Origin of the sequence: Pseudomonas sp. 3-2, assembly GCF_019710535.1 — a bacterium.
In the GTDB taxonomy this organism is placed as follows: Bacteria; Pseudomonadota; Gammaproteobacteria; order Pseudomonadales; family Pseudomonadaceae; genus Aquipseudomonas; species Aquipseudomonas pharyngis.
The window spans coordinates 6,115,537-6,128,871 of the sequence record NZ_CP081200.1 but is presented as its reverse complement, the minus strand read 5'-3'; the positions used below and the strand labels follow the sequence as shown (position 1 = coordinate 6,128,871).

The following is a 13,335-nucleotide window of genomic DNA, read 5'->3' as shown; positions in this document are numbered from 1 at the left end:
GCCCTTTTTTACAGGGTTTTCCGAACCGTGCAGCAGCGCTCCGCACCTTCGCCACGCCCGGAAGGAGAAACCCATGGGACAGCGTACGCCTCTGTATGACCTGCATCTCGCCCTCGGCGCGAAGATGGTCGATTTTGGCGGTTGGGACATGCCCCTGCATTACGGCTCGCAGGTCGAGGAGCACCATCAGGTGCGTCGCGATTGCGGGGTGTTCGATGTTTCCCACATGACCGTGATCGATGTCACCGGCCCCCAGGCCAAGGCCTGGCTCCAGCATTTGCTGGCCAATGACGTCGAACGCCTGCACAGCCCCGGCCGTGCGTTGTACAGCACCATGCTCAACGAGCGCGGCGGCATCGTCGACGACATGATCGTCTACCGCCTCGAAGACGGTTATCGTCTGGTGGTCAATGCCTCCACCCGCGATCAGGACCTGGCCTGGATGCAGGCACAGTTGGGCAGCTTCGATGTTCAGATGACCGAACGCTCCGAACTGGCGATGCTCGCCATTCAAGGTCCCCATGCCCGGCACAGGATTGCCGAGCTTGTGACCCAGTCCCGCGCCAATCTGATCCAGATGCTCAAGCCTTTTGAAGGCCATGTCGACGGCGACTGGTTCATTGCGCGCACCGGCTACACCGGTGAGGACGGTCTGGAAATTGCCCTGCCGGCCGATCAGGCCCCCGGATTTTTCAACGATCTGGTGGGCGCCGGCATTTCCCCCATTGGTCTCGGCGCTCGCGACACGCTGCGGGTCGAAGCCGGCATGAACTTGTACGGCCAGGACATCCATCAGGACATTTCGCCACTGGCCTCGAACATGGCCTGGAGCATCGCCTGGGAACCGGCCACGCGCCGCTTCATCGGTCGCGATGCGCTGGAGGCGGAAAAAGCCGTTGGTGTGCAGCACAAACTGGTCGGTTTGGTGCTTGAGGAGCGCGGGGTTTTGCGGGCTCATCAGGTGGTTCGTATCGCTGATGTTGGCGAAGGGGAGATCACCAGTGGTAGTTTCTCTCCTACGCTTAGCAAGTCGATTGCCCTGGCGCGTGTACCGATGGCGACTGCCGACCGCGCCGAAGTGGAAATCCGTGGCAAGTGGTATCCGGTACGAGTGGTCAAACCGACCTTTGTCCGTCACGGCAAAACCCTGATCTAAACCTTTTCCGGCGGGCACGACCGCTGACAATTTCTTGAGGACACCGAGCATGAGCAACATTCCAGCTGAACTGCGTTTTGCCGAAAGTCATGAATGGGCGCGCCTTGAAGCCGACGGCACCGTCACCGTGGGCATCAGCGATCACGCCCAGGAAGCGTTGGGTGATGTGGTGTTTGTCGAGCTGGCAGAAGTGGGCAAGGTGTTCGCCGCCGGTGATACCGCCGGTGTCGTCGAGTCGGTCAAGGCCGCTTCCGACATCTACTCCCCGGTCGGTGGCGAAGTGATTGCCGTCAACGAAGACCTGGCCGGTTCGCCGGAAGAACTGAACAACGATCCGTACGCCGCGTGGATCTTCAAGCTCAAGCCAAGCGACAAGGCCGAGCTGGACAAGCTGCTCGACGCGGCCGCCTACAAGGCTGCCATCGGCGAGTAAGCTGCAGGCGAGACTCCAAAGCCCCGACCCGTCGGGGCTTTTTTCTGCCCGGGACTTTTGCCGTCGGGGTGGCTGCTATGCTGGTTTGACCGTGTTGCATTGACGCCGAGCCGCCAGCCAAGAGAGAGCCCGTCATGTCCCAGTTGCCATCCCTGAGCCAGTTACGCGATCCCCATGCCTTTCTGCGCCGCCACCTCGGCCCCGATGCCGCCGAGCAACAGGCGATGCTCGACAGCCTCGGCCTCGGCAGCCGGGTCGAACTGATCGAACAGACCGTGCCGCCGGGCATTCGCCTCAACCGCGAGCTGGACCTGTCGCCGGCGCTGGACGAACAGGCAGCGCTGGCCAAACTGCGCGGTTATGCCGAACAGAACCAGGTCTGGACCAGCCTGATCGGCATAGGCTACCACGGCACCCTGACGCCGACCGTCATCCTGCGCAACGTGCTGGAAAATCCCGGTTGGTACACGGCTTACACGCCTTACCAACCGGAAATCGCTCAGGGCCGGCTCGAAGCGTTGCTCAACTTTCAGCAACTGACCATTGACCTCACCGGCCTTGAACTGGCCAACGCTTCGCTGCTCGATGAAGCCACCGCCGCCGCGGAAGCCATGGCCCTGGCCAAGCGCGTGGCGAAGTCGAAGAGCAATCTGTTCTTCGTCGACGAAAACTGTCATCCCCAGACCATTTCCGTGGTGCAGACCCGCGCCGAAGGCTTCGGCTTCGAGCTGATCGTCGACGCTGTGGATAACTTGAAGCAGCACCAGGTGTTCGGCGCATTGCTGCAATACCCCGACACCCACGGCGAGATCCGCGACCTGCGACCCTTGATCGATCACCTGCACGCGCAGCAGGCGCTGGCCTGCGTGGCGACCGACCTGTTGAGTCTGTTGCTGCTGACCCCGCCGGGCGAACTGGGTGCCGACGTGGTGTTCGGTTCATCCCAGCGCTTTGGTGTGCCGATGGGTTACGGCGGCCCGCACGCGGCGTTTTTCGCCAGTCGCGAGGAATACAAACGAGCGATTCCCGGGCGGATCATCGGCGTATCGAAAGATGCCCGTGGCAACGTCGCGCTGCGCATGGCCCTGCAAACCCGCGAGCAGCATATTCGTCGGGAGAAGGCCAATTCGAACATCTGCACTGCCCAGGTCCTGTTGGCCAACATCGCCAGTTTCTATGCGGTCTATCACGGCCCGGAAGGGCTGAAACGAATCGCCCAGCGCGTGCACCGGCTGACCTGCATTCTCGCCGCCGGGCTCGACCGCCATGGCATCCAGCGCCTCAACCAACACTTCTTCGACACCCTCACGCTGGACGTGGGCGGGGCGCAAACCGCGATCATCGAAAGCGCCCGGGCCGCGCAGATCAACCTGCGCATCCTCGGTCGTGGCCGACTGGGTCTGAGCCTTGACGAGACCTGTGATGAAAGCACCGTGGCCAGACTGTTCGATGTGCTGCTGGGCGCCGATCACGGGTTGAACGTCGCTGATCTCGACGCTGAAACGCTGGCCTCCGGCATTCCCGACACGCTGCAACGCAGCACGCCGTACCTGCGCCACCCGGTGTTCAACGCCCATCACAGCGAAACCGAGATGCTGCGCTACCTCAAGCAACTGGAGAACAAGGATCTGGCGCTTAACCAGTCGATGATTCCGCTGGGCTCCTGCACCATGAAACTCAACGCCACCAGCGAGATGATCCCGATCACCTGGCCGCAATTCGCCAACCTGCACCCGTTCGTGCCCCGGGAGCAGGCGGTCGGTTACACGCTGATGATCGAAGAGCTGGAGCGCTGGCTGTGTGCGATCACCGGGTTCGATGCAATCTGCATGCAGCCCAACTCCGGCGCCCAGGGCGAGTACGCCGGGTTGCTGGCGATCCGCAAATACCACGAGAGCCGCCAGCAGGGCGGGCGCGACATCTGCCTGATTCCTTCTTCGGCCCACGGCACCAACCCGGCCTCGGCGCAGATGGCCGGGATGCGCGTGGTGATCGTCGAGTGCGACGACGCCGGCAACGTAGATCTGGAGGATTTGAAAGCCAAGGCGTCCGAAGCCGGGGCCAAGCTGTCGTGCCTGATGGCGACCTATCCGTCGACCCACGGCGTGTACGAGGAAGGCATCAGCGAAATCTGCGAAGTTATCCACAAGCACGGCGGCCAGGTGTACATGGACGGCGCCAACCTCAACGCTCAGGTCGGGCTGGCGCGGCCGGCGGACATCGGCGCCGACGTGTCACACATGAACCTGCACAAGACCTTCTGCATTCCCCACGGTGGAGGCGGGCCGGGCATGGGACCGATTGGCGTGCGTGCGCACTTGGCGCCGTTCGTCGCCAACCATCCGGTGATTCCGATCGACGGACCGCATCCGCAGAACGGTGCGGTCAGCGCCGCACCGTGGGGCAGTGCGAGCATTCTGCCGATCAGCTGGATGTACATCGCGATGATGGGGCCACAACTGGCGGATGCCAGCGAGGTGGCGATCCTCGCGGCCAATTATCTGGCGCAGCATCTGTCCGGTGCTTTCCCCGTTCTGTACACCGGCCGCAACGAGCGGGTCGCCCACGAATGCATTCTGGATCTGCGGCCGCTGAAAGCGCAGACCGGCATCAGCGAAGAAGACGTCGCCAAACGCCTGATGGATTACGGCTTTCATGCACCGACCATGTCGTTCCCGGTGCCGGGCACCTTGATGGTCGAACCGACCGAAAGCGAGTCCAAGGCCGAACTGGATCGCTTCATCGGCGCGATGCTGAGCATTCGTGCAGAAATCACTGAGGTGCAAAACGGCAACTGGCCGGCCGAGGACAACCCGCTCAAACGGGCGCCGCATACCCTGGCCGATATCACCAGCGTGTGGGAGCGGCCGTACAGCATCGAGCAGGGCATCACGCCGGATGCACACACCAAGGCGCACAAATATTGGCCGGCGGTGAACCGGGTCGATAACGTCTACGGCGACCGCAACCTCTTCTGCGCTTGCGTGCCGGTGGACGATTACCGCTGAATAGCGGGCAAAAAAATGCCGCTCATTTCGAGCGGCATTTTTGTGAGCCTCTTATTCCGACGCCACAGCGTTCTTCGCCAGAATCGCGTTCGCCAGTTCCATATCCGTTGCCTGCAGGCCCGGGTTATCGGCGCGGACTTTCTGCATCGCCGCTTCCAGGTACGGGCCACGGATACCGCCGTCGCTGGCGACGAAGCTGCCAGCATCGTCCTGGGCGGCAACGATCAGTTTGTGATCCTTGAAGGTCAGGTAGGTCGAGCCGGTGGTGGCACCGGACGAAATGACGTTACGCCAAAAGCTGTCGGCCATCGCTGAACCAACAGGGAGGGACAGCAAGGCGAGGGTGGCGACAGCAAGTTTGAGACGCATGTTGGGTGACTCCACTGGTGTTGAATAACCGGTTGGATCGCCGTTTCCCCGATCCGGTTCCGTGAGCGGCTATTTCTGCTCGCTCTGTGGTGTCACCCGCAATACTTCTTCAAGCGTTGTCAGCCCCGCCGCGACTTTCTGCGCGCCGGACAATCGCAGGCTGCGCATGCCTTCCTTGAAGGCCTGGCGACGGATCGCGGTGAGATCGGTGTCGGGGCTGATCAAGGCCTTGAGGCTGTCGCTCAGTTGCATGATTTCGTAGACCCCGGCGCGACCGTGATAACCGGTGTCGCGGCACTCCAGGCAACCGATGGCCCGTTGCGCATTGCCCGGCAGCGGCGCCTGCCACGGCCGGGTCAGGGTTTGCCAGTCTTCTTCGTCCAGTGTCAGCGGCGCCTTGCAGTGCGGACACAGTGTGCGCACCAGGCGTTGCGCCATCACGCCAAGCACGGTGGCCTTGATCAGGTAATGCGGCACGCCGAGTTCCAGCAGACGGCTGATGGCGCTCGGCGCGTCGTTGGTGTGCAGGGTCGAGAGCACCAGGTGCCCGGTCAGCGCCGCCTGGATCGCCATTTCGGCGGTTTCCAGGTCGCGGATCTCGCCGATCATGATGATGTCCGGGTCTTGCCGCATCAGCGCCCGCACGCCGGCGGCGAACGTCAGGTCGATGTTGTGCTGGACCTGCATCTGGTTGAAGGCCGGCTCGACCATCTCGATCGGGTCTTCGATGGTGCAGAGGTTGACCTCCGGCGTCGCCAGTTTTTTCAGCGTGGTGTATAGCGTAGTGGTCTTGCCGGAACCGGTCGGGCCGGTGACCAGGATGATGCCGTTGGGCTGGCGGGTCATGTCCTGCCAGCGCCGCAGGTCGTCGGCGGAAAAGCCCAGCTGATCGAAATCCTTGAGCAGCACCTCCGGGTCGAAGATTCGCATGACCATTTTTTCGCCGAACGCGGTGGGCAGGGTCGACAGCCGCAACTCGACTTCACCGCCGTCCGGAGTCTTGGTCTTGACCCGGCCGTCCTGGGGTTTGCGCTTCTCGGCGACGTTCATCCGGCCAAGGCTTTTCAGGCGGCTGACGATGGCCATCGTCACCTGCGGCGGAAATTGATAGACGTTGTGCAGCACGCCGTCGATGCGAAAACGCACCGTGCCTTGCTCGCGCCGGGGTTCGATGTGGATGTCACTGGCCCGCTGCTGAAAGGCGTACTGGAACAGCCAGTCGACGATGTTGACGATGTGCGCGTCGTTGGCATCCGGTTCCTGATCGCTGGCGCCGAGGTTGAGCAGTTGTTCGAAGTTGCCGAGGTTGCCGCCCTGCGCATCGGCATTGCTGGCGCCGCTGACCGATTTGGCGAGACGGAAGAATTCGACGCTGAAACGCTGAATGTCCGCCGGGTTGGCCACCACCCGTTTGATCGGCAGTTTCAGCACGTGAGTCAGATCGGCCTCCCAGCCGCCGACATAGGGCTGGGCGCTGGCCACGGTCACCGCGTCGCGGTCGACCGACACCGCGAGGATCTTGTGGCGCTGGGCAAAGGCATAGGACATCAGCGGCGTGATGGCGGCGACGTTGATCTTCAGCGGATCGATCCGCAGGTACGGCTGGCCGGCCTGTTGCGCGAGCCACAGGGTCAGGCTTTCCAGGTCGAGGTGTTTGCCCGGACGGCTGAGGTCGTCCAGTTGCTGGCTGGCGATGAATTCCAGCGGGTGCTTCTGGCCGTGGGCGGCATGCCGGCGCCGGGCATTCAACGCCTGCTCGGCCGAGTCCTGGCAGATGAAACCCTGGGCGACCAGTTCACGCAGTACCTCATTGAGATCCAGCCAGCGGTCCTGAGTGGCGAGTTGAACGGACATGCGGGCTCCTTTTGAACGACAGTGCGCAAAGGATAGTCGTGGCCCCGCCGACCGTTGGGCCACTACCCGACGAAGACGTTTCGGTTCTTGTCAGCCGGCCGCCTGTGCCGGCGCATCCCACGCCGCTTCGGGGTTTTGCAGGTCCACCGAGCAGACGCTGATCAGGTTACGAAGTTTTTCCGCGATCACCTGGGCGCGGTGCCAGCTCAGGCCACCCATGACGATGTCGATCGACAGCAAGTCGTCCAGCCGCTGGACATTGACCTGTTCCGGGGTGAGGCACTGCAAGGCGAACAGGTTCAGCACCCGCACCAGCAAATCCGGCTCGGCCTCGGCCAGGATCTGGTATTGCGCAAGGCAATGGGCGTTGCTGGCGTTCCACACATCGGCACGGGGCGCGGGGGTGTTCACGGCTTTGAGGTGTGGCATGGCAGGTCTCCGGAATCAGTGGAGGAATTTTTACATTCGATGCCGGGCATTTCTTGTCTAAGATGAGCTGATCAGGCGATTGGTAAGGTTGATCAATTCGCCATTAGCTTATTTTGGGGATTATTTATGCACAGCGAGCTGGACAGCTACGACCGGCGCATTCTCGCCCTGCTGCAAGAGGACGCTTCCTTGTCCAGCGCACAGATCGCCGAACAGGTGGGTCTGTCGCAATCGCCGTGCTGGCGGCGGATTCAGCGGATGAAGGAGGAGGGGATCATTCGCGGCCAGGTGACCCTGCTCGATCGCAAGAAAATCGGCCTGAACACGCAGATCTTCGCCGAGATCAAACTCAACGCCCACGGCCGTTCGAACTTCACTGAGTTCACCGAGGCGATTCGCGGCTTTCCCGAAGTGCTGGAGTGTTACGTGCTGATGGGGGCGGTGGATTTTCTGTTGCGGATCGTCGCGGCTGACATCGAGGCGTATGAGCGGTTCTTTTTCGAGAAGCTGTCGCTGGTGCCGGGGATTCAGGAAGTGAACTCGATTGTGGCGTTGTCGGAGATCAAGTCGACGACGAGTTTGCCGGTACTGCGTTGATGATCGTTCCCACGGGTGGGAACGATCATCATCCGGGGGTTACATACGCAACAGCATTTTCCAGGCGCGGTTCTGATACACCGCAATCGCCTGATGCTTGCGTGCATCGAGCAGTTCGTCGGTGATGGTCGGCTCGTTGGCCAGTTGCGCGAGTTTGTTCAGCTCGCCGTACAGGCGATCCATTTCCGGGATCTCCAGCACGTTGCGCGCGTGGTGCAGCCAGACCTGGATGCGTTCGATGCGCGGCAATTGCTCGGCCAGATCTTCCGGCTGCTGCTGATAACGCTGCAGTTGCAGCGAAGTGGCTTCTTCGCCCAGCAGGCGCGGCAGCCAGCTTTGCAACTGCGCGGCACCCTGGCGATTGCCACGGGTGTTGCGGTCAGCCGTCCAGGTGCGGGCCAGCAACCAGCGCGAAGCGTTCAGCGAGAACAGGCCCCAGCGCGGGTCTTCCAGTTCTTCGAGGAACTGCTCAGGCGCGGCCTTGCGCACGTCTTCGTCTTCGATGCCGACCTGTACCAGCGGGCGCCAGTCTTCCAGCAAGGCGTCCAGCGCAACGCGCAAGTCGTGGGTCGACGGACGCGGTGCGGCCTGGCCGAGGCTGCTGAGCAGGGCGCGCATTTCCGCGAGGTTCTCGACCCAGTCCTGCAACAGGCGCCAGTGGCCGTTGAAGCGATACTGTTCGGCCAGACGCTGGCTGCTGCCGAGCAAGTGCCAGGCCAGGGCGGCGAAGGCGTCGTCCAGCGGGGTTTCGGCGGTAATGGCCGGCGCCGGCAGGCTCAGCGAGTAGCTATTGGCGTCGTACAGGCGATAGCCGCGCTCGGCCTTGCTGATGTCGCACGGCATCAGGGCCAGGGTTTCGGCCAGTTCGGCGGCCAGTTCCAGCAGCGCGGCAGGCTCGCCTTCGCGCAGCTCCAGTTCCAGCTCACAGATTTCTTCTTTCTGTTTGCCGACTACCACGTGGCCCAGGTCCAGCGCGGCTTCGATGACCACTTTGGTCTTGCCACGGCCCCAGGCGATTTCGGCGCGCTCGCGGACGAAATCGGTGGTGAAGATCGGCTTCAGGGTTTTCTTGTCCAGCTCGGCGAGGGACTCGGGCCAGCATTCACCGTCGAGTTTTTTCACGTCGAGCTTGGCTTTGGGCAGGTTCCAGTCGTACTCGTTACGCTCGGACAGGCCGGCGACGCTCTGGCCACGGGTCTTGAGGGTCTGAATGACTTCTTCGCCGTCCTTGCGCAGACGCAGGGCAACCTTGGCCCGGGCCAGGTCACGCTCAGGCGTGTCGAAATACTGATTCATCAACTCACGGCGTTCCCAGCCACTTTTGTTGCGTTTTTTCAGGAGAGGGTGCTCGCGCAGGGCGGCGAGGGTTTCGCGGCTGACGCGGAGTTTGATTTCGGTTTCTTTCTGCATGGCCGGAAAATCCAGGATCGGGAGCGCAGCCGGGGGAATGTGTGGCTGCCAAGGCCGTGCAGTGTACAGGACTGAACCTTCCTACGCTTTGCGGCGGTTTATTCTCGGCGCCGGATGGTTCTATGATGAACCTCAATCCGGGAGTTGGAGTCAGCGATGCCTTTGCCGTCCATGCAAGACCAGTTCGCTGCACTGATCGCCACGCCGTCGGTCAGTTGCACCCAGCCGGGCCTCGACCAGTCCAACCGGGCGGTGATCGATCTGCTCGCGGGTTGGCTTGGCGACCTGGGTTTCAGTTGCAACATCCAGCAGGTCAACCCCGGCAAATTCAATCTGCTCGCCAGTTTCGGCAGCGGCCCCGGCGGGCTGGTGCTGGCCGGACACAGCGACACGGTGCCGTACGACGATGCGCTGTGGAAAACCGACCCGCTGAAACTCACCGAAGTCGACGGCCGCTGGGTCGGCCTCGGCAGTTGCGACATGAAGGGCTTCTTCGCCCTGATCATCGAAGCCGTGCAACCGCTGCTCGATCAATCCTTCAAGCAGCCGCTGCTGATCCTCGCCACCTGCGATGAAGAAAGCTCGATGTCCGGTGCCCGTGCGCTGGCCGAAGCGGGGCGACCGCTGGGCCGGGCGGCAGTGATCGGCGAGCCGACCGGGCTCAAGCCGATCCGCATGCACAAGGGCATCATGATGGAGCGCATCGATATCCTCGGGCAGAGCGGCCATTCGTCGGATCCGCGCCTGGGGCACAGCGCCCTCGAAGCGATGCACGATGCCATCGGCGAACTGCGCGGCCTGCGCCTGTTGTGGCAGCGCGAATTCAACAACCCGCAGTTCAGCGTGCCGCAGCCGACCATGAACTTCGGCTGTATCCACGGTGGCGACAACCCCAACCGCATCTGCGGTCAGTGTTCGCTGGAGTTCGACCTGCGGCCGTTGCCGGGGATGGACCCCAAGCTCTTGCGCAGCGAGATTCTGCGCAAGCTCAACCCGGTCGCCGAGCGGCATAAAGTGAAGATCGATTACGCGCCGCTGTTTCCCGAAGTGCCGCCGTTCGAACAGGCCGAAGACGCGGAACTGGTGCGAATTGCCGAAAAACTCACCGGCCACAAGGCCGAAGCGGTAGCGTTCGGCACCGAAGCGCCTTATCTTCAGCGCCTTGGCTGCGAAACCATCGTACTCGGCCCCGGCGACATCGCCTGTGCGCACCAACCGGGCGAGTACCTCGAAATGTCACGTTTGCAGCCTACCGTGCATCTATTGCGGCAGTTGATCGAACATTACTGTCTCAAAGCTGTATAAATTGCCCACACACCCACCCGTATTCATGAGGAGAGCGCGCGTGTCGCCAAGCCTGTTCCGACGATAACCATCAGCCCGCTGTGCGTTTTCCGTTCTGCCCTTTTTCCGGCTGCTATTTATTACAGGCCCAGGTTCATGCCCGAATACGTCAATTGGCTTCGCCACGCGTCTCCTTATATCAATGCTCACCGCGATTGCACCTTCGTCGTCATGCTTCCGGGCGACGGCGTGGAGCATCCGAATTTCGGCAACATCGTCCATGACATCGTGCTGCTGCACAGCCTCGGCGTGCGGCTGGTACTGGTTCATGGTTCGCGTCCGCAAATCGAAACCCGCCTTGCCGCACGCGGCCTGACCCCGCATTACCACCACGGCATGCGCATCACCGATGCCGCGACGCTGGAGTGCGTGATCGATGCGGTCGGCCAGTTGCGCATCGCCATTGAAGCGCGGCTGTCGATGGACATGGCCTCTTCGCCGATGCAGGGCTCGCGCCTGCGGGTGGCCAGCGGCAACCTCGTGACGGCGCGGCCGATCGGCGTGCTGGAAGGTGTCGACTATCACCACACCGGCGAAGTGCGCCGGGTCGACCGCAAAGGCATCAACCGCCTGCTTGACGAGCGCTCCATCGTATTGCTGTCGCCGCTGGGGTATTCGCCGACCGGTGAAATCTTCAACCTGGCCTGCGAAGACGTGGCGACCCGCGCCGCCATCGATCTGGGCGCCGACAAGCTGCTGCTGTTCGGCGCCGACCTCGGTCTGATCGACGAAAACGGCAAACTGGTGCGCGAACTGCGTCCGCAACAAGTGCCGGCACATTTGCAGCGTCTGGGCAGCAACTATCAGGCGGAACTGCTCGATGCCGCTGCCGAAGCCTGTCGTGGCGGCGTGGCGCGCAGCCATATCGTCAGCTATGCCGAGGACGGCGCGCTGCTGACCGAACTGTTCACCCGTGACGGTGGCGGTACGCTGGTGGCCCAGGAGCAATTCGAACTGGTGCGCGAGGCGGCGATTGAAGACGTCGGCGGCTTGCTTGACCTGATCAGTCCGCTGGAAGAGCAGGGCATTCTGGTGCGCCGTTCCCGTGAAGTGCTGGAACGCGAGATCGAACAGTTCAGCGTGGTCGAACGTGAAGGGATGATCATCGCCTGCGCGGCGCTGTATCAGATTGCCGATTCGGATGCCGGCGAGCTGGCGTGTCTGGCGGTGAATCCTGAGTATCGCCATGGCGGTCGCGGCGACGAATTGCTCGAGCGCATCGAGACCCGTGCCCGGGCGCAAGGCCTGAAAACCCTGTTCGTTCTCACCACCCGCACCGCCCACTGGTTCCGCGAGCGTGGCTTCGAACCAAGCAGCGTCGAACGCCTGCCGGCGGCGCGGGCTTCTCTTTATAACTATCAGCGCAATTCGAAGATCTTCGAAAAGTCGCTGTGATGTGACGCCCCCATCGCGAGCAGGCTCGCTCCCACAAAGGTTCACTGAACCGGTGAGGGAGCGAGCTTGCTCGCGATAGCGTTTATTCGGCTACAAACTTCGCACTGACGTATGGCGAGTAGTCAGGCAAAACACTTTCGACCTTGCCCTGTTCCTTCAAGAATTTCGCCGTCTCACCAATCGCCTTCGCCGTGCCGCCGTCCAGCAGCGCCGTGGTCTGTTGCGCCTTGGCGTCCGGGAACGCCGAGCCCGCGAGCAATTCCGGAACGTCGGCAGGATTGGCACCGGTCAGTTTGGCGATTTTCTGCACAGGCACCGAGTCGGCCGTCCAGCTGTCTTTATGGGCCGCGTAATCAGCGAACGAGTCCAGGGTCACCTTGGCGAACCTGGCCACGACTTCAGGATGCTTCTCCGCAAAGTCCTTGCGCGCTACCCAGACTTCGAAGGTCGGCGCGCCCCATTGGCCGACCTGCGCGGCATCGGTCAGGGTCTTGCCGGTTTTGCGGATTTCACCCAGCGCCGGCGACCAGACAAAGGCGCCGTCGATGTCGCCACGTTTCCAGGCCGCCGCGATTTCTGCGGGTTGCAGGTTCACCACTTTGACTTTCGAAGTGTCCAGGCCCCAGTGCTTGAGCGCGCCGAGCAGGCTGTAGTGGGAGGTGGAAACGAACGGGGTGGCGATGGTCTTGCCGATCAGGTCTTCGGGCTTGTTGATACCGCTGCCGTTGCGCACCACCAGCGCTTCGGCGGCATTGATCTGCGCCGAGACGATAAAGGCCACGATCGGCAGATTGCGCGAAGCGGCGGCCGCCAGCGGGCTCGAGCCAAGGTTGCCGATCTGCACATCGCCGGAGGCGATGGCTGTCACAACTTCCGGGCCGCTGTTGAACCGGCGCCAGTCGATTTTCTCGCCGATGGCCTTCTCGTACACGCCGTCGGCCTGGGGGACTTTGCTCGGGTCAATACCGGTCTGGTAGCCCACAGTGAGGTTGGCGGCATGGGCTGAAAAAGAAATCAGCGCCGACACACAAACTGTAACAAATTGACTAGATAGTGCGCGTTTGGCCATCATGGCGTCGCCTTTTCGATAGGGTTTGACGAATCGGGGTTGCGTCAAAGCTAATCGATCTAAAAAAAGGCTAACAAATACCATTTAGTAATGAGCTTAGTCGCCGATACGCTGTATCCCGGTGAAGATGGCAAATGGCTGGCCATATAGCCGAATGGTATGAAAAAGAATGAATAAATTCTTTTTCGGTTTATCAGGAAGTCTTTACCCTGCAGGGACCAAATCACTGCGATTAGACCTTGGTCGTAGACATACAAGGTTACGATTGACT

11 protein-coding genes are annotated in these 13,335 nt (G+C 61.9%); 6 read left to right on the top strand and 5 right to left on the bottom strand.

Going from position 1 to position 13,335, the window contains the following annotated elements:
- Window positions 1-73: 73 nt before the first annotated feature.
- From gcvT to gcvP, 3 genes are all read left to right on the top strand, one after another.
- On the top strand, window positions 74-1,156 hold the full coding sequence (gene gcvT / locus K3819_RS27900) for a glycine cleavage system aminomethyltransferase GcvT (protein ID WP_085612031.1): 1,083 nt from the start codon (window positions 74-76) through the stop codon (window positions 1,154-1,156).
- Between the two features lie 49 nt (window positions 1,157-1,205).
- Entirely contained in the window at window positions 1,206-1,589 is a 384-nt protein-coding gene (gene gcvH, locus K3819_RS27895; RefSeq protein WP_011336464.1) for a glycine cleavage system protein GcvH, read from the top strand.
- A 134-nt stretch (window positions 1,590-1,723) separates the two neighbouring features.
- Entirely contained in the window at window positions 1,724-4,597 is a 2,874-nt protein-coding gene (gene gcvP, locus K3819_RS27890; protein WP_221398304.1) for an aminomethyl-transferring glycine dehydrogenase, read from the top strand.
- A 51-nt stretch (window positions 4,598-4,648) separates the two neighbouring features.
- Here gcvP and K3819_RS27885 read toward each other — a convergent pair whose 3' ends face one another.
- The 3 genes from K3819_RS27885 to K3819_RS27875 form a co-directional block, all read right to left on the bottom strand.
- Window positions 4,649-4,966: a DUF2388 domain-containing protein gene (locus K3819_RS27885; RefSeq protein ID WP_007951791.1), complete on the bottom strand. Its 318-nt coding sequence runs from the start codon at window positions 4,964-4,966 to the stop codon at window positions 4,649-4,651.
- Between the two features lie 69 nt (window positions 4,967-5,035).
- Window positions 5,036-6,820 carry a GspE/PulE family protein gene (locus K3819_RS27880; protein ID WP_221398303.1) on the bottom strand — a complete coding sequence of 595 codons (1,785 nt, stop codon included), beginning with the start codon at window positions 6,818-6,820 and terminating at the stop codon, window positions 5,036-5,038.
- A gap of 90 nt (window positions 6,821-6,910) precedes the next feature.
- Entirely contained in the window at window positions 6,911-7,249 is a 339-nt protein-coding gene (locus tag K3819_RS27875) for a hypothetical protein (protein WP_221398302.1), read from the bottom strand.
- A 126-nt stretch (window positions 7,250-7,375) separates the two neighbouring features.
- Between K3819_RS27875 and K3819_RS27870 the strand changes: the two genes are divergently transcribed.
- Entirely contained in the window at window positions 7,376-7,846 is a 471-nt protein-coding gene (locus K3819_RS27870) for an Lrp/AsnC family transcriptional regulator (RefSeq protein ID WP_007951785.1), read from the top strand.
- A 39-nt stretch (window positions 7,847-7,885) separates the two neighbouring features.
- Here K3819_RS27870 and K3819_RS27865 read toward each other — a convergent pair whose 3' ends face one another.
- Window positions 7,886-9,256 (bottom strand): inorganic triphosphatase, encoded by a 1,371-nt coding sequence (locus K3819_RS27865; protein ID WP_007951783.1) that lies wholly within the window; start codon window positions 9,254-9,256, stop codon window positions 7,886-7,888.
- A gap of 156 nt (window positions 9,257-9,412) precedes the next feature.
- Between K3819_RS27865 and argE the strand changes: the two genes are divergently transcribed.
- Window positions 9,413-10,561, top strand: coding sequence for an acetylornithine deacetylase (gene argE / locus K3819_RS27860; RefSeq protein ID WP_221398301.1), 1,149 nt, complete (start codon window positions 9,413-9,415; stop codon window positions 10,559-10,561).
- Between the two features lie 135 nt (window positions 10,562-10,696).
- Window positions 10,697-11,995, top strand: coding sequence for an amino-acid N-acetyltransferase (gene argA, locus K3819_RS27855; RefSeq protein ID WP_007951778.1), 1,299 nt, complete (start codon window positions 10,697-10,699; stop codon window positions 11,993-11,995).
- Window positions 11,996-12,077: 82 nt separating this feature from the next.
- On the opposite strand, the gene tauA is transcribed toward argA, so the two are convergent.
- Window positions 12,078-13,067, bottom strand: a complete 990-nt coding sequence (tauA, locus tag K3819_RS27850; RefSeq protein ID WP_064600254.1) for a taurine ABC transporter substrate-binding protein — start codon at window positions 13,065-13,067, stop codon at window positions 12,078-12,080.
- Between the last annotated feature and the right edge of the window lie 268 nt (window positions 13,068-13,335).

What these genes read in the sequence shown, in the direction of transcription:
- tauA (WP_064600254.1), bottom strand. Translation starts at nt 13,067, where the DNA reads ATGATGGCCAAACGCGCACTATCTAGTCAATTTGTTACAGTTTGTGTG.
- K3819_RS27885 (WP_007951791.1), bottom strand. Translation starts at nt 4,966, where the DNA reads ATGCGTCTCAAACTTGCTGTCGCCACCCTCGCCTTGCTGTCCCTCCCT.
- gcvP (WP_221398304.1), top strand. Translation starts at nt 1,724, where the DNA reads ATGTCCCAGTTGCCATCCCTGAGCCAGTTACGCGATCCCCATGCCTTT.
- gcvH (WP_011336464.1), top strand. Translation starts at nt 1,206, where the DNA reads ATGAGCAACATTCCAGCTGAACTGCGTTTTGCCGAAAGTCATGAATGG.
- K3819_RS27870 (WP_007951785.1), top strand. Translation starts at nt 7,376, where the DNA reads ATGCACAGCGAGCTGGACAGCTACGACCGGCGCATTCTCGCCCTGCTG.
- argE (WP_221398301.1), top strand. Translation starts at nt 9,413, where the DNA reads ATGCCTTTGCCGTCCATGCAAGACCAGTTCGCTGCACTGATCGCCACG.
- gcvT (WP_085612031.1), top strand. Translation starts at nt 74, where the DNA reads ATGGGACAGCGTACGCCTCTGTATGACCTGCATCTCGCCCTCGGCGCG.
- K3819_RS27880 (WP_221398303.1), bottom strand. Translation starts at nt 6,820, where the DNA reads ATGTCCGTTCAACTCGCCACTCAGGACCGCTGGCTGGATCTCAATGAG.
- K3819_RS27865 (WP_007951783.1), bottom strand. Translation starts at nt 9,256, where the DNA reads ATGCAGAAAGAAACCGAAATCAAACTCCGCGTCAGCCGCGAAACCCTC.
- argA (WP_007951778.1), top strand. Translation starts at nt 10,697, where the DNA reads ATGCCCGAATACGTCAATTGGCTTCGCCACGCGTCTCCTTATATCAAT.
- K3819_RS27875 (WP_221398302.1), bottom strand. Translation starts at nt 7,249, where the DNA reads ATGCCACACCTCAAAGCCGTGAACACCCCCGCGCCCCGTGCCGATGTG.